General features: G+C 71.9%; 12 protein-coding genes and 1 tRNA gene. 7 read left to right on the top strand and 6 right to left on the bottom strand.

The features are described from left to right. Positions 1-6: 6 nt before the first annotated feature. A complete protein-coding gene (locus tag PPSIR1_RS50690) occupies positions 7-2,961 on the top strand; it encodes a protein kinase domain-containing protein (RefSeq protein ID WP_006969161.1) in 2,955 nt (984 codons plus the stop codon). Positions 2,962-3,224: 263 nt separating this feature from the next. On the opposite strand, the gene PPSIR1_RS01335 is transcribed toward PPSIR1_RS50690, so the two are convergent. From PPSIR1_RS01335 to PPSIR1_RS01325, 3 genes are all read right to left on the bottom strand, one after another. Continuing rightward, positions 3,225-4,058, bottom strand: a complete 834-nt coding sequence (locus tag PPSIR1_RS01335; RefSeq protein ID WP_006969160.1) for a TIGR02996 domain-containing protein — start codon at positions 4,056-4,058, stop codon at positions 3,225-3,227. Positions 4,059-4,074: 16 nt separating this feature from the next. Further along, positions 4,075-4,149, bottom strand: a tRNA-Trp gene (locus PPSIR1_RS01330). 47 nt (positions 4,150-4,196) lie between these two features. Next, a complete protein-coding gene (locus PPSIR1_RS01325) occupies positions 4,197-5,096 on the bottom strand; it encodes a hypothetical protein (RefSeq protein ID WP_006969159.1) in 900 nt (299 codons plus the stop codon). A gap of 126 nt (positions 5,097-5,222) precedes the next feature. Here PPSIR1_RS01325 and PPSIR1_RS01320 point away from each other — a divergent pair, with 126 nt between their 5' ends. Further along, positions 5,223-6,206 (top strand): UBA domain-containing protein, encoded by a 984-nt coding sequence (locus PPSIR1_RS01320; RefSeq protein WP_006969158.1) that lies wholly within the window; start codon positions 5,223-5,225, stop codon positions 6,204-6,206. Positions 6,207-6,408: 202 nt separating this feature from the next. Here PPSIR1_RS01320 and PPSIR1_RS01315 read toward each other — a convergent pair whose 3' ends face one another. Next, entirely contained in the window at positions 6,409-7,629 is a 1,221-nt protein-coding gene (locus PPSIR1_RS01315; protein ID WP_086000903.1) for a ligand-gated ion channel, read from the bottom strand. A 122-nt stretch (positions 7,630-7,751) separates the two neighbouring features. Here PPSIR1_RS01315 and PPSIR1_RS47270 point away from each other — a divergent pair, with 122 nt between their 5' ends. Then, positions 7,752-7,925, top strand: coding sequence for a hypothetical protein (locus PPSIR1_RS47270; protein WP_006969156.1), 174 nt, complete (start codon positions 7,752-7,754; stop codon positions 7,923-7,925). Positions 7,926-7,953: 28 nt separating this feature from the next. Here PPSIR1_RS47270 and PPSIR1_RS01310 read toward each other — a convergent pair whose 3' ends face one another. Then, complete coding sequence (locus tag PPSIR1_RS01310) at positions 7,954-8,355, bottom strand: RidA family protein (protein ID WP_006969155.1); 402 nt, start codon at positions 8,353-8,355, stop codon at positions 7,954-7,956. Between the two features lie 62 nt (positions 8,356-8,417). Between PPSIR1_RS01310 and PPSIR1_RS01305 the strand changes: the two genes are divergently transcribed. From PPSIR1_RS01305 to PPSIR1_RS01295, 3 genes are read left to right on the top strand one after another with little or no spacing between them, the layout of a single operon-like run. Next, on the top strand, positions 8,418-9,053 hold the full coding sequence (locus PPSIR1_RS01305; protein ID WP_006969154.1) for a helix-turn-helix transcriptional regulator: 636 nt from the start codon (positions 8,418-8,420) through the stop codon (positions 9,051-9,053). Between the two features lie 41 nt (positions 9,054-9,094). Beyond that, positions 9,095-10,222 (top strand): DNA alkylation repair protein, encoded by a 1,128-nt coding sequence (locus PPSIR1_RS01300; RefSeq protein ID WP_006969153.1) that lies wholly within the window; start codon positions 9,095-9,097, stop codon positions 10,220-10,222. Between the two features lie 22 nt (positions 10,223-10,244). Next, positions 10,245-10,619 (top strand): VOC family protein, encoded by a 375-nt coding sequence (locus tag PPSIR1_RS01295; RefSeq protein ID WP_006969152.1) that lies wholly within the window; start codon positions 10,245-10,247, stop codon positions 10,617-10,619. 562 nt (positions 10,620-11,181) lie between these two features. Here the strand turns inward: PPSIR1_RS01295 and PPSIR1_RS01290 are convergent. After that, positions 11,182-12,597 carry a KamA family radical SAM protein gene (locus PPSIR1_RS01290; protein ID WP_006969151.1) on the bottom strand — a complete coding sequence of 472 codons (1,416 nt, stop codon included), beginning with the start codon at positions 12,595-12,597 and terminating at the stop codon, positions 11,182-11,184. Between the two features lie 539 nt (positions 12,598-13,136). Between PPSIR1_RS01290 and PPSIR1_RS41540 the strand changes: the two genes are divergently transcribed. Then, on the top strand, positions 13,137-14,909 hold the full coding sequence (locus PPSIR1_RS41540; protein WP_006969150.1) for a DNA polymerase: 1,773 nt from the start codon (positions 13,137-13,139) through the stop codon (positions 14,907-14,909). The last annotated feature ends 8 nt before the right edge of the window (positions 14,910-14,917 follow it).

The following is a 14,917-nucleotide window of genomic DNA, read 5'->3' as shown; positions in this document are numbered from 1 at the left end:
GCCGCGATGAACGACTCCGAGCCCATGGGCGCGCCATCGATGCCAGGCTCGCAGCCCTCGACGGACCCCCACGACGACCTGGCGCTCCCGGCCGGCCTCCCCCTGCCCGCGAGCGAGCGCGCCCCGACCAACCTCGAGCAGCGCCGCGCCCTCGCCTCGGTGCGGGCCAGGCTCTTTGGCGAGGCGCCCCCGGTCCGCGTGGCCCGCTACGTCATCGAGCGCCGCCTGGGCGCGGGGGGCATGGGCGAGGTCTACCTGGCCCACGACCCCGAGCTCGGCCGCCACGTGGCCCTCAAGCAGGTCAGGGCCGCGCGCACCTCCCCCGCCGAGCGCGAGCGCCTGCGCCGGGAGGCCCGGGCCCTCGCGCGTCTGTCCCACCCCAACGTCGTGCAGGTCCACGAGGTCGGTGACGACGGGGGCGAGACCTACCTGGCCATGGAGTTCGTCGAGGGCCAGACCCTGCGCGAGTGGCTCGAGCCGGCGCGCCCGTGGCCCGAGATCGTGGAGGTGTTCGTCGCCGCGGGGCGCGGGCTGTCCGCTGCGCACTCGGCCCGGGTCGTGCACCGCGACTTCAAGCCGGACAACGTGCTCATCGGCGAGGACGGGCGGCCGCGGGTCGTCGACTTTGGCCTCGCGCTGACCCCCGCGGCGCTCCTGGGAGACGAAGAGGGAGACAGCTCCGCCGCCCCAGAGATCGCGGGGACCATCCGATACATGTCCCTCGAGCAGCTGCGCGGTCAGGCCGTGGACGAGCGCAGCGACCAGTTCAGCTTCTGCGTCGCCTTCTACGAGGCCCTCGCTGGGCGCTCCCCCTTCGAGGCCCGGGACGTCCGCGCGCGCGTGGCCCAGCTCGAGGCCGACCGCCCCTTCCTCGAGCCATCCCCGGCCATCCCCCGGGGCCTCGCGTCCGCCCTGCGCCGGGGGATGCGGCGGGACCCCGAGGCGCGCTGGCCCGATCTCGACGCGCTGCTCGACGCGGTGGTGGCCGTCGGGCGCCGCCGCCAGCGAGTCCGGTGGGTCCTCGGTGGCCTGAGCGTTGCGGGCCTGACCCTGGCCGGGACCCTCCTCGCCGTGGGCCTCCCCCAGCCCCCCAGCGCCTGCGCCGAGCTCGAGCGCGAGCTCGCCGAGGTCTGGGGTCCGAGCCAGGCCGCCGAGCTCACGGAGGCCTTTGCAGCCCTCGGAGCGCCCCACGCCCCGGACAGCGCCGCCCGCGTCGACGCCGAGTTTCGCCGCTGGTCCACGCGCTGGCTCGGAGCCCGGAGCGAGCAGTGCGAGGCGGCCCAGGCCCGCCGGGACGCTGCCCCCGTGGCCCGGGCGCGGCGGGCCTGCCTCGAGCGCCAACGCCTCGCCGCGGGGGCGCTGTCCAGGGAGCTGCGCCAGCCCGAGCTGCGCACCCTCGACCGCAGCCTCGAGGCCGTCTGGTCCCTGCCCGACCCGCAGCGATGCTCCGCGTCTGCCCTTTTGGAGGGCCCCGCTCCCCCTCGCCCCGAGCAGCGAGACGAGGCCCGAGCCCTCGCCGCGGAGCTCGAGCTCCTCGCCCTCCATCGCCACCTGGGCCAGACGCGGCTCCCCGACACCCGGGCCGTGCACCAGCGCGCCGCGGCCCTGGGCCACGGGCCCCTCGAGGCCGAGGCCCTGGCTGAGCTCGGGCGCGCCGAGCTCGAGGCCGGCTCGCCCAAGGACGGCCTCGAGCGCCTCGACCGCGCGGCCAAGCTCGCCCTCGCCACCAACCACCGCCGCCTCCTCGCGGCGACGTGGACCAGCCTGGCCAGCCACCGCCTCAGCGACTACCCCGGCGAGGACGGGGGCGCCCTCCTCGAGCTCGCCGAGGCGGCGTGGTCCGAGCTCGATCCGAGCCCCACGACCCTGGCCCGCCTGGCCTTCGCCCGCGGCCTCGCCCTCGACGACGACGAGGGCGCGCGCCGGGCCTTCGAGGAGGCCCTCGCCCTCGACGCTGCGGCCAGCGAGCAGCCGGGGTCGACCCGCGAGATCACGCCGGCCGCCCTCACGGCCTTGGCCTCGCGCAGCGCTGGCGACGAAGCCTTGGCGCTTCGCCGCCGGGCCCTCGAGGCGGCGAAGCGCACCCACGGCCCCGCGCACCCCACGACGGCGCGCTACCTGTTCAACCTGGGCGCCGAGCTCCGCGTCCAGGGCCACGTGGACGAGGCCCAGCCTCACCTCGACGAGGCCGTGGCGATCTGGACCGCGGCCCATGACGGCTACGCCGTGGATCTGGCCCGCGCGCACCTGCTCCTCGCGGACGCCCGACTGCGCGCCGGGGAGCTCGACGAGGCCGAGGCCCACGCCCGCACCCTCGCGTCGATCCACGCCCGCAGCCTCCCCCCCGATCACGCCAGCCACGGCGACGCGCCCATGCTCCTGGCCCGGGTCTACGGTCTGCGCGGGGACCGGGGCCAGGCCCTGGCGCACGCTCGGGAGGCCCTCGCGGCCTACGCTCGAGCCGACGGACCCGGGGACGCGCGGGTCTTGGCCCTGCGCCTGGACGTGGCCGGCAACGAGCTGGGACTGGGCGCCTACGACTCTGCCGCTCGGGAGTACGGGGCCGTCCTCGACGACGCCCCGGCCGACGCCCCTGGCCCTGCCGCCTTGGCCCACATCGGCCTCGCAGAGATCGAGCTGCGCAGGGGCGAGCTCGACGGCGCCCGGGCAGAGCTCCGAGCCGTCGCCGAGCTCGTCCAGAGCTCTGCCCAGCCCACCGCCCAAGTCTCTGACCAACCCTCTCCCTGGGCCTCCCTCCTGGGCGAGCAGGAGGTGAGCTACGCCCTCCTCCTCGCGCTCGTCGACCTGCGCTCGGGCTGCCGAGGCTGCGGGCCCGACCACGCCGAGCGGGTCGGGTCCGCCGCGCAGCGTCATGGCTGGACGCTCGAGCTCCTGGAGCCCTGGCTGCTCGAGCTCGACCTGAGCCCCCGCGAGCGCGAGACCCTGCGCCTGAAGCCCTGAGTCGTGGACGTGGGGCAGGGAGGGCGTGGCGTCGTCCACGACGGCCAAATAGTCAGGGACTGTGAAAAGTTCACAGTCCCTGAGTCGTGGACGTGGGGCAGGGAGGGCGTGGCGTCGTCCACGACGGCTAAACTAGACAGAGGGTCGGGCAAAACTCGTTTTGGCCGACCCTCTGAGTCGTGGACGTGGGGCAGGGAGGGCGTGGCGTCGTCCACGACGGCTAAATAGACAGGGACTGTGAAAACTTCACAGTCCCTGATCGGTCAGCGCAGCCGCGTCACTCGCCACGGCGAGGGCGTGATGGGGTAGGGCTGCTCGGGAGTCGGCTCGGGTCGCAAAGGCGCGGGCGTGGCGTGGCGAAGGGCGTAGCAGCCCTCGCGCGTATACAGGCGGCGAACGAAGATGCCCATGGGGTGGCGGCGGACGTTGTCGAGGAGCTCGACGAGCTCGTAGCCGACGGGCCAGGTCCGAGGAAAGCGGGCGGGTTGCCGCGGCGTGGGCCGGAAGGGGAGCTGCCGGCTCTCGCCGACCGCCATGCTCTGGTCGTAGCCAGTCTCCCGCGTGCTCACGCCCTCGATGAAGCCGTAGCGCCAGTGCAGCGGCGTCACGTGGATGTCCTCGACGCAGCCGCGGATCCAGTGGGGGCGGGTCAGCCGGAGGCTGTTGGCGGCGACCAGCCGGCGCTCGCGGGCGGTCAGCCGGGGGTCGTCGGGGCGGGCGTCGAGGGCGGTGGACACCTGGATGAACTCGCCGAGGGGGTCCCCGCGGGCGGCGAACCAGTCGGCGTAGACGTGGTAGGGCGCGGGGTCGTCGGGCTTGGCCGCGATCGCGGCCTCGAGCCTTGGCTCGCGCTCGCCCAGGGTGTATCCGCGGCTGCGCAGCCGACTCGCCTGCGCCGACGCAGCGCGGTAGGCCTGCTCGGGGCTGTCGTGGAGCAGGCGCTGGGTCTTCCAGGGTCCGTCGGCGGGCCCGTAGCGCCGGGTCAGCTCATCCCGCGACAAGACGAGCGTGACGACCCGAGGACCGCGCCGACGGTCGACGAGCTCGAGGTGCTGCGTCGGGAGCGGGAATTCCAGGGGCGGGTGGAGCCGGGACATGTCGCTCGTCGGAAGGTGGCGGGGGTCGGATTCGAACCGACGTCCTCCGAGTTTGGAATTCGGCGCATCTTCCAGCTGTGCTACGCCCGCCGCCGATCAGTATGGGGCAGCTCGGGCGCCGCGTCGAAGGGCTCGAGCTCACGCGCTGGCGAGCAGGCGGTAGGCGGCCATGAACTCGCGCAGCTCGGGCCATTTGGTGGCCAGGCTGTCGAGGCGACCGGGGCGGATGCCGTGGAGCATGGCGGCGATGTCCGTGCCCGAGTGCAGCCCGCGGTACTCGTCCTCGCCCTTGGCCAGCTCGTGGGTGGCGTAGGCCTCGAGCAGCTGCAGGCGGCGCAGGGCCACGCCGGTGATCGTGCCCTCGGCGGCCTCGCGGTGGAGCTCGAGCTCGCGCAGCAGGCCCTCGAAGTGGCCGCGCCGGGCGAGGATGACCGCGTCGGTGACGTACCAGTAGCGGGCCAGGTTGGTGCTCTGGACCTTGCCCTCGGCCTGGAGCTTGGCGGCCTCGCCGAGGTCGCCGTCGAGGGCCGCGGCCATGGACGCGGCGGAGTAGACCACCGGCGCCATGTTGTGGAGCATGCGGCGCTTGATCAGCCAGTTGGAGCGGAGGATGTCGGCGTAGCGCGCCCGGGCGTCGGGGAAGTCGCCCGCGAGCAGGCTGACGAGGGCGCGGTGGTGGGCCAGCTGCAAGCGCGCGCCGACGTGGCGGGGGCGCAGCTCGAGGGCCTCGTCGAGGACCTGCGCCGCTTGGCCGAGGCTGCCCTGCTCGAGCAGCTCGCGTCCGCGATCGATGGCCGAGATCTGCTTGCGGACGTTCTTGCGGCTCAGGCGGGCCCACAGCGCGAACGCGCCGAAGGTGACGGCGACGATGGCCAGGGGCTCGACGCCGAGGAAGATCGGCAGGGTGAGCACGGCCTGGGCCCCGATCGCGATCCCGAAGGTCTCCATGAACTTGCGCCGCGGCGACTTGATCTGCGGGTGATTGGAGCGCGCGTTCACCAGGGGCGCCGGGGCGCGGCGGGCGAGCTCCGTGGACATCGGAGCCATCATACTGGCTCCTGCGGGGGTCTGCGCGCGAAGTCGGTTCAGGGCGCTCGTCTTGACACAGGGGGCGAAAGCCGGGCTAATCGGGCCCCCGCGGCCCTGCGGGGACTGGTTTGATCAATGACTCCGCGAGACCTGAATCGCCCCTTCGCCCCGACCTCGAAGACCTCGACGATCGCCCTGGCTGTGCTGACGGCGCTGACCTGCGTCGCCGCCTGCACCGGGGACGACGGCGGCGGTGACGAGGCCGCGGAGTCGACCAGCGAGGGCACGAGCAGCGCCGAGGACACGGCCGGAAGCGCGGACGCGACGGAAGGCTCGGACGGCTCCGAAGACGGCGGGGCGCCGAACCCCGATCCTGCGCCCTGCGAGCCGGGCGACTCGGCCCCGCTGTTCGGCGCGCCCTCGGCCAACACCGGCCTGGGCTCGGACCAGTGCCAGCCCAGCTGCGCCTGCGCGGGCGGGGACTGGGCGCCGCCGAGCTACGAGGAGGCCTTCATCGCTCAGCTCGACGCGCTGACCCTGACCAATACGCCCGCGCTCCTCGACGGCGACCCCTACGACCTCGACCCCCAGCCCAGCCCCGACCCGGACTCGGTGTGCGGCGTGGTCCTGGGCGCGGACAGCTACGCCATGGCGACCTACGCCGACGAGGCCAGCGCGGCCGCGGACGGGGCCCACGTGACCCACCGGGGCGCCTGCGGCCAGTGCTCGTCGCTGGCCAACCTCGCCGTCTACATGCGCATGCCCGACCTGACCGAGCCGGTGCGCCAGTGTGGCCTCGACGGCATCGTCCAGGGCGAGGAGGCGAACATCCAGTGCTTGATGGATCTGGGCTTCGACGAGCCCTGCGCCCAGATCTGGTACTACAACACCGTCAACACCCGCGAGGCCTGCTTCGACGTGTGCATCGAGGCCCTCGAGAGCCCCAACCACCTCCCCGACGGCTCCCTCAACGCGTGCATCCAGTGCGACGAGGACGAGAGCGGGCCGGTGTTCAAGGCGGTCTCGGGCCGGACCCGGCGCAACTCGGGCCTACCCTCGGCGCTGTGCCGACCGTGCGAGTCGGTGTACCGCGTCATCCACGACTACGGCCTGCTCTGAGCGAGGACCGCCGTTCGCTCGCTCGCTGACGTTCACCCACCAGCGAATACTCGCGGACGAAGGACGCCTCAACCAAACAAAACGCCCCCAGAATGGGGGCGACCACACGCCCTGTCGCGGGCACGAACGCCATTGCCCACCGGCCAAAGCGGAGGAGCGGAGCGACGAAGCGCCCCCGGTGAGAGGGCGCCCGTGGGGGCCTCTAGGTGTGATAGACGAGGTAGAGGATCAGCACCGCGAGCAGGAAGATGACCGGGAACGCGACCTTGCCGATCTGGTCGAGCTTGGCGACGTTCTCCTCCTTGCCGAGGTACTCCTGGCGCTGGGCCCAGATGGTCGACAGCATGGTCAGGCCCACGGACGCGAAGGCCACGTAGACGATGCCGTCCATGAAGGTCAGGTAGCCGATGCGCGGGAGGTTGGTGGCGACGACCTGGTGGAAGGCGACGACGGTCAGCAGGGCGATGACGGTCCGCTCCATGCGGACCGAGGCGGGCTCGCCGGGCATCCAGAAGGTCGCCCAGTTGAAGGCCACGATGATCAGCAGGGGGATGACGATCTTGTAGAGGTAGTAGCCCGGGTCGCGGTCGACGTTGACGGAGTAGACGTACTCGGAGAAGGCCTCGTCCGAGCGGACCTCCTTCTTCGCGTGGACCTCGGTGTGCACGTCGTGGAGGGTCCACTCGAGGGTCTTGAAGTCTTCGTTGAAGCCGGTCTTCTCGGGCAGGGGCTCGAACACCACGTAGCGGTCGTCCCAGGAGAAGGACTCGGCGTGGATGGTCAGGTTCTGGTGGTCGAAGGGGAACTTGATCAGCTCCATGTCGACGGTGAACACGCCCTGGAAGCGCTCGCTGTACTCGACGTGGCCGTCGTGGTGGATGACCAGCTCGCGGCTCTCGGTGTGGCGCTCGCCCTGCTCGTTCTCGAATTCGATGTCGGGCCACCAGATGCGCTCGAGCTCGAGCTCGGCCTCGTGCTCGAGGAAGACCTCGCGCTCGGTGCCGATGCTCTCCTCGGAGAAGGCCAAGCGCGGGTCGTGCCACTCGAGGTCGAGGAAGATCTCGGCCTTGAAGGTCGGGAAGCTCTCGCTGGGCGCGGACACCTCGACGAGGCTGATGAGGTACATGCCGACCTCGACCTTGGTCGGGGTGTGCGGCGGGGTCACGAACACCGGGCCGGAGCCGTGCTCCCCGGCGGCGTGGGCTCCCCCGGCGCTGGCCTCGTAGCCTCCCTTTGCGGGGGCCTCGTGACCGCCCCTGGCCGCGGCGGCGGGCTCACCGTGCTCCCCTTCAGCGGGCGGGGGAGCGTCGTCGCCGTGCTCGGGGGGGGGCGAGGCCCAGGTCTGGTTCGCAACGACGCTGACGAGCATCAGCAGCGCGGCCACCACGGGCAGCAGTCGAAGTTTCGAGAGGGTGCGCGGCATCGGGGGGGAGGGTAACGACCCGTGCCGGAGCCCGGAAGGCTGAACGAGCAGCGGGCCCGCAGGCGACTCATCACCCAATGTCTCGGCGCCACGCAATTCTGCAAAAACCGAATGATGTCGAGGTGTTTCCCCGCTTCGAACAGCCGCGCTGGCGAAGGTTCGCTACGATCGTCGCGCAGCTCGAGCTCGACCGCGAGCCGACGGCGGCGGACGGTTTGGACTTCGTGTCCATGAACCAGGGCGGCTTCGCGTGCGCGAGCACGATCCACGGCTCGATGCGCCTGCAGGCGGAGTGAAGCCGGCGCGAGGCGCAGGGGGTAGCCCTCAGCTGCGCGCGGCGATGGCCTCGACCTCGAAGTGGATCTCCGGGGTCGCCAGGCTGGCCACGCCGAGCACGGTCTGCGCCGGGGGCTCGGCCTGCCAGCGCGCGGCGATGGTCCGGGCGATGACGCCGAGCTTGTCGAAGTCGAGGCCCACGACGTAGGTGCGGAGCTGGACGACGTGGCTCGAGTCGAGGCCGTGGGCGGCCAGGGCCACGCCGAGGTTGGCGAAGGCCCGGTCGACCTGCTCGGCGAAGGCGGCGGAGATCACCGCGCCGTCTCGCTTCGAGCCGTACTGGCCCGAGACGAACACCAGCTCGGAGCCGGCGGGGATGCGGACGGTGTGGCTGTAGCCGAAGGCGGTGGGGTCGTGGAGGTCGGCGGGGTTGAGCGCGAGGTGCGGCATGGGGGGTGTCTGCCAGATCCGACTGTCATCTATATGTCAGGTTTTTTGCTAGGCTCGTCGACGTGCGACGGACCGAGCGCTTGTTTGCCATCACCGAGCTGCTGCGCGCGCGTCGGACGGGGATCACGGCCGAGGCCCTGGCGGAGCGCTTCGAGGTCTCGGTGCGGACCATCTACCGCGACCTCGACAGCCTGCGCGCCGCGGCCTTGCCCGTGATCGGCGAGCGCGGACGGGGCGGGGGCCTGGCCCTGGACCGGTCCTACTCCCTGCCTCCGGTCAACTTCAGCGCCCGCGAGGCCGTGATCTTGGTGACGACCGGTCGGTGGCTCGAGCAGACCCGGCAGATGCCCTTCGTCGAGACTCTGCGCTCGGCCATCGACAAGGTCCAGGGCGCGCTGCCGGCCGCGCGTCAGCGGGAGCTCGGGCGCCTGGTGTCGACGCTCGCGTGGGTCGGGGTCCCGGCGCGGGCGGCCTCCCCCGAGGTCCGCGCGGCCGTGGAGCAGGCCTGGCTCCACGACACGCCCCTGCGCATCACCTACCGCGGGTCCCGGGGCGTCAGCGAGCGAGAGGTCCGCCTGGAGGCCGTGCTGATCGAGCGCACGATGACCCTGCTCAACTGCCGCGACCTCGAGCTCGACGCCAAGCGACAGTTCCGCATGCATCGCATCGAGCGGGCGGAGCTGGTGCGCGACTCCTGACAGGACGCTGTCAGGAGCCCTGTCGTAGGTTGGGTCCTGCGATGACCGAGCCCAAGCCCGCCCCGTTCAAGCACCGGGTGTCGTCCGCGACGATCCGCGCCCTCGCCGAGCATCTGCGCGCCGAGGACCCGAGCTTTCCGGCCGAGCGCTTCGTGCGGAGGGCTCGCAGGGGTCTCGGGGCGCTCGAGCTCAAGGCGCGCATCCAACACATCGCCGAGGCCCTCGCGGCGACCTTGCCGGAGGGCTTCCCCGAGGCTTCGGCGCGCATCCGCGGCGCCAACGCGCGGCGTGGCGTGCCGGGCACCGGGGACCTCGAGGGCACGATGTTCACCTTCTGGCCGCTGTGCACCTACGTCGAGGGTTGGGGCCTCGAGCACCCCGAGCTGGCCCTCGACACCATGCACGGGCTGACCGCGCTGGCCAGCTGCGAGTTTGCGATCCGCCCCTACATCGAGGCCGAGCCCGAGCGGGTCTGGGCCCGGCTCGAGCGCTGGGTCTCGGACCCCAACGTGCACGTGCGTCGGCTGGTCAGCGAGGGGACCCGGCCGCGCTTGCCCTGGGGTCGCCGCTTGCGAGCGCTCCAGGCCGACCCGGGGCCCTCGTTGGCGTTGCTCGACCAGCTGCGCGGCGACCCCGAGCTCTACGTGCGCCGCTCCGTCGCCAACCACCTCAACGACATCAGCAAGGACCACCCTCAGCTCGCCGTGGAGGTCGCCACGCGCTGGCAGGCCGAGGACGACTCGGACGCGCTGGCGTGGGTGGTCCGCCACGCCCTGCGCGGGCTGGTCAAGGCGGGCAACCCCGGCGCCCTCGCGCTCCAGGGCTTCGGACCGCCCAAGGTCCGGCTGGCGCACTTTCGGGTCGGGCCCGAGCGCCTGCAGTTTGGCGGCTCGCTGAGCCTGAGCGTGGAGCTGCGCCCGCGGGCGAGCCAGGACCTGCTCATCGACTACGCCATCCACCACCGCAAGGCCGACGGCAGCACCCGGGCCAAGGTGTTCAAGTGGACCCGCCGGCGCGTCGAGAAGGGCGAGGTCCTGCGCCTCGACAAGCAGCACGGCATTCGGCCGATCTCGACCCGCCGCTACCACGACGGCCCGCACCGGGCCGAGCTACTCATCAACGGAAAGAGCCTGGCGATGGCCGACTTCGAATTGGTCGGCGCCAGCTGAGCTCAGACTCAGGAAAGCACCCATGTCGACCCACCACACCATTGACTACATCGAATTCACCGTCCGCGACCTGGCCGAGTCCAAGCGCTTTTACGCCGCCGCCTTCGGCTGGGCCTTCAACGACTACGGGCCGGGCTACTCGGGCATCCAGCGCAGCGGAGGCGAGGGCGAGATCGGCGGGCTGACCCAGGGCGAGGTCGCGGCCCCGAGCGCGGGCGCGCCCTTGGTCGTGCTCGGCTCGAGCGCCCTCGAGGCCAGCTTGGCGGCGGTCGAAGGCGCGGGCGGGACCATCGTCGAGCCGATCTTCGGCTTCCCGGGGGGTCGGCGCTTTCACTTCGCCGATCCAAGCGGGAACGTGCTCGGCGTGTGGCAGCCGAGCGCGCCCAGCCCCGGCTGAGTGAATCCGGTGACGGGAACGCGGGGGGCGGCCATGGTTTGGAGCATGGCTTCCCTTCGCGTCTGGTTGGGGCCCTACATGATGCTCGGTCTGTGCGCCTGCCCCCATCCGTGGCCGCGATGGAGTGGAGCCCGAGCCAGTTGGACACGTCCACGACTCAGAGGGTCGGCCAAAACGAGTCCTGTCCGCCCCTCTGTCTATTTTAGCCGTCGTGGACGACGCCACGCCCTCCCTGCCCCTCTGATACGAAACTGACCGATCAGTAGTCAGCGGGGCGCCGTTTCATCCTTGGTAGGCCGAAGCCTCGCTTCGGTGACGGCTGATCTGAGGGACTGTGAACTTTTCACAGTCCCTGACTATTTTAGCCGTCGTGGACGACGCCACGCCCTCCCTGCCCCACGTCCACGACTCAGAGACTGTCAAGGAATCCACGCCCCCGCTTGCGGGGGCGACCACATGCCCTCTCGAGGGCACGAACCCCATTGCCCACCAAGCCAAAGCGGAGGAGCGGACAGCGACGAAGCGCCCCCGGTCCCAGGCGGCTGTGGGGGCAAAGCAGAGCTCAGGCCGGGCGGTTCTTGGCGTTGTCGATCGCCTCGGCGACGATCGCCTCGTGCTGGCTGGGGTCGGCCCAGCGCGCCTGGCCCTCGGCGGGCAGCAGGTCGACGGGGTCGAAGTAGCAGTAGAAGGCGTCGGCGTCGACGTTGGGGCTGCGGTAGACGCTGACGCCGGTGACCCGGTCGTACCACTCGTAGGAGTGGGCGTCCCGCTTGCCGCCGCCCCCGGGGGCGTCGACCACGAACACCGGCGTGTTGAAGCCCGCCGTCATCCCGCGGATCTCCTTTTCGATCGCCGTCGCCGTCTGCACCGTGGTGCGCAGGTTCTCGACGCCCCTCACGAGGTCGTGCACGTAGACGTAGTAGGGGTGCACGTTGACGTGGGCCAGGCGCTTGACTAGCTGACCCATGGCCTCGGGCGTGTCGTTGACCCCGCGCTGCAGCACGCTTTGGTTGCGCACGGTGATGCCCCGCTCGAACAGCAGGTTCATGGCCCGCTGGCTGATCTGCGTGATCTCGTTGGGGTGGTTGAAGTGGGTGTGGATGCAGACTTCCTTGTGAAGCTTGCGGCCCTGCTCGTGGATGCTGGTCAGCGCGTCGACCCAGGCCGTGTCGGTCAGGATCTTCTGCGGCATCACGGCCGGGCCCTTGGTCGCAAAGCGCATGCGCCGGATGTTGGGCATGGCGAGCAGGCGCTCGCCGATGGTCTTGATGTGATCGGCGCGCAGGTTGTAGGAGTCGCCGCCCGAGATCACGATGTCCTCGAGCTCGGGGCGCGAGGCGATGTACTCGAAGGCGGCCTCCCAGCGGTCGTTGGTCGGCTTGAGGCTGACCTTCTCGACCTCCTCGGTGTCGAGGCCGACGGCGTAGCTGCGCGTGCAGAACCGGCAGTAGACCGGGCAGGTGTCGAGGGCCAGGAACAGGGCCTTGTCGGGGTAGCGGTGGGTCAGCCCGGGGACCGGAGCGTCGGCCTGCTCGTGGAGGGAGTCGAGGTCGAGCTTGGGGTGGTCGGGGAGCAGCTCCGAGCCGGTCGGGATGAACTGGCGGCGGATCGGGTCGGCGTAGGGCTTGGACCAGTCGATCAGCGCGATCATGTAGGGGCTGACGCGCACGGCCATGGGCGCCCGGCGGAAGCCCTCGCGCAGGTCGGCGACGAACGCCTCGCTGGCCAGGTCGGCGAGGCCCGCGAGCAGCTTGTCGACCTTGGTGACCGAGCGCTTCATCTGCCAGCGGTAGTCGAGGAAGGTGGCCTCGTCGACGTCTTTGTAGGCGGGAATCTTGCGCCAAAACTCGCCGCCGAGCAGGTCGCGGTGGACCAGGCTCGCCGGGTCGACGGGCGGCTTGACGCGGCGCTCCGGCTCCGGGGCTCGCGCCTTGGCGGGCTGGATCGTCGGCAGGCTCGTGGGCGCGGCGTCAGTCATGAAACTTGATTAGGCAACACGGCTCGGACTTTCCAGGCTGCGGAGCGAATCGCAGCAACGGCCGGCAAGGCTGCGCGGTGACAGAGTGATTTTTCGCGCGCGGTCCCTCCTTGGGGTGTGCGCTCCGTTGCACGCAACGAAGTTCTGGGCCCGGTTGCTTCGGCGGGTCAGAAATCTTCATCCACGCGCGCACGCCCGAGGGGTTGGGCCAAAGCGAGGCCGACGCGCGGGAGCTCCCGCAGACGCCGCGCAGCCATCAATCGTTGCCAATCGCTTCAATCATGCCGGTCGCGTCACGCCACGCCATGGCGTGGGCGTACACGGCGAGGGCGTCGGCCTCGAAGTGGATGTTCGCGGCGGGTCCGGTCTACGACCAACCCGCGCTTCGAGCTCGAGGGCGTGGCCGCGGACGAGCTCGCGCCGCTCATGGCGATCAAAGCCGCGAGCGCCAGGCTCGGAGGTCTGGGCCCGCGCACGGGTCGAGCCCAAGGTGCGCCTGGTAGACTCGGTCCATCGCCGCGCCCGCCCAGACCGAGCCCTTGCCGCGCTGGCCGACGCCGCGGGTCTTCGTCGTGTCCGAGGTCGAGCGGGGCCGGAGGGCCCTCGAGCGCATCGCCGCCCGGGCGCCTGCGGTGCTCGGCGTGATCCTCGATCTCCGCGACGCCCGGGGCTCGCGCCTGCGCAGCGGCGCCGACGCTCGGGGCGCCTGCGTCGAGGCGGTCGCGGTGGCCGTGCCCGCTGCGGCCTCCGCAGACCCGGGGCCCGAAGGCGCGGCCGAGGCCGAGGCGGAAGAGTCACCCGCGCGCCCCGACGTGCTCGTCCTCGACGCGGCGACCCTGCGCGCGCTCGGGGGCGTGGCGGCCCTGCGCCCGCTCTTCGAGGCCCGAGAGCCCGACGCGCGCCCGCCCTACGTGGTCTTCGACGACGCCCAGCGGGCCCTGACCATCCTCGCCGAGCACTTGCCCGAGGCCGCCTGGCCCCGACGCCGCGGCTGCATCAAGACCGCCGAGACCCTGCTCGCCGCCGGGGCCGATCGCCACCGCGACCACCGACCCCTCGAGCGAAGCGTGCGCGAGTTCCTCGGCCACGAGCTCCCGGACCAGGCGCTGACCGGTCTGCTCGGACGCGCGGGCGCCAAGACCCTCCACGAGCGCCTGGCCGCCGAGGCCGAGACCATCTTGGCGCTGATGCGCCGGTTCACGCCCCAGCTGCGCGAGCGTCGACTCGCGGGGGTCTACCAGTTCGAGTGCGACCTGCTCACGCCCGTGGTCGCGATGGAGCGGGCGGGCATCGGCCTGGACGCGCCGGGCTTCGAGCGCGTCGCCGGGGGCTGGGTGCGGGAGCGTCGGAGCCTCGACACGGCGAGCGCCGAACCCGGGGAGAGCGAGGAGGACTTCGAGGCCCGGGTCGCGGCCCGGGCCGCGCGCCTCGACAAGCTCGTCTCGACCTACCGCTGGTGGGCCCGGGACTTCGTCGACGCCGATCGCCGGATCCGCTGCCGCCTGCACCCGCTGGCCGCCGACTCGGGCCGCTTTTCGTGCACCGAGCCCAACCTCCAGCAGGTCCCCTCGGAGTACACCGCCCCGGGCCTGCGGGCCTGCTTCGTGCCCGCGCCGGGGCACCGCTTGATCGTCGCCGACTACGCCCAGATCGAGCTGCGCGTGGCCGCCCACCTCGCGCCCTGCGACGCGCTGGGGGCCGTGTTTCGAGCGGGCCGCGACCCGCACCGGGCGACCGCCGCGACCTTGACGGGCAAGCCCGAGCCCGAGGTCGAGTCCCACGAGCGCAAGCTCGCCAAGGCCGTCAACTTTGGGTTTTTGTTTGGCATGGGCGCGCGCCGCTTTCGCAGCTACGCCGCCAGTGGTTACGGCCTCGACCTCGACGAGCGCCAGGCCGCCGAGGCCCGCGAGGCCTTCTTCCGCACCTTCCCGGGCATCGCCGCCTGGCACCGCCGCGTCGGCGCCCTGTCCCGGCGCGGCGACCACGAAGCGATCACCGTGACCACCGCCATGGGCCGGCGCAAGACCTTCCCGGCCGGGCGCTTTTCCTTCAACGCCGCCCTCAACATCCCCGTCCAGGGGACCGCGGCCGAGGGCTTCAAGGCGGCGATGATCCGCCTGCACCGCGAGCTCCCGAGCATCGGCGGGCGGGGCGTGCTGGTGGTCCACGACGAGTACCTCGCGGAGGTCCCGGAGGCGCGCGCCGAAGAGGGCAAGGCGATGGTCGAGGCGCACATGATCGCGGCCATGGGCGAGCTCGTCCACACGGTGCCGATCGTCGTGGAAGCCGAGATCGCAGCGCACTGGAGCTAGCGGCTGGA

Origin of the sequence: Plesiocystis pacifica SIR-1, from assembly GCF_000170895.1 — a bacterium.
Taxonomy (GTDB): domain Bacteria; phylum Myxococcota_A; class Polyangia; order Nannocystales; family Nannocystaceae; genus Plesiocystis; species Plesiocystis pacifica.
This window is presented reverse-complemented; position numbering and strand designations above follow the sequence as displayed.

Coding starts and splice junctions, on each gene's coding strand:
- PPSIR1_RS50690 (WP_006969161.1), top strand. CDS start 7: ATGAACGACTCCGAGCCCATGGGCGCGCCATCGATGCCAGGCTCGCAG.
- PPSIR1_RS01335 (WP_006969160.1), bottom strand. CDS start 4,058: ATGTCCCGGCTCCACCCGCCCCTGGAATTCCCGCTCCCGACGCAGCAC.
- PPSIR1_RS01325 (WP_006969159.1), bottom strand. CDS start 5,096: ATGTCCACGGAGCTCGCCCGCCGCGCCCCGGCGCCCCTGGTGAACGCG.
- PPSIR1_RS01320 (WP_006969158.1), top strand. CDS start 5,223: ATGACTCCGCGAGACCTGAATCGCCCCTTCGCCCCGACCTCGAAGACC.
- PPSIR1_RS01315 (WP_086000903.1), bottom strand. CDS start 7,629: ATGCCGCGCACCCTCTCGAAACTTCGACTGCTGCCCGTGGTGGCCGCG.
- PPSIR1_RS01310 (WP_006969155.1), bottom strand. CDS start 8,355: ATGCCGCACCTCGCGCTCAACCCCGCCGACCTCCACGACCCCACCGCC.
- PPSIR1_RS01300 (WP_006969153.1), top strand. CDS start 9,095: ATGACCGAGCCCAAGCCCGCCCCGTTCAAGCACCGGGTGTCGTCCGCG.
- PPSIR1_RS01295 (WP_006969152.1), top strand. CDS start 10,245: ATGTCGACCCACCACACCATTGACTACATCGAATTCACCGTCCGCGAC.
- PPSIR1_RS01290 (WP_006969151.1), bottom strand. CDS start 12,597: ATGACTGACGCCGCGCCCACGAGCCTGCCGACGATCCAGCCCGCCAAG.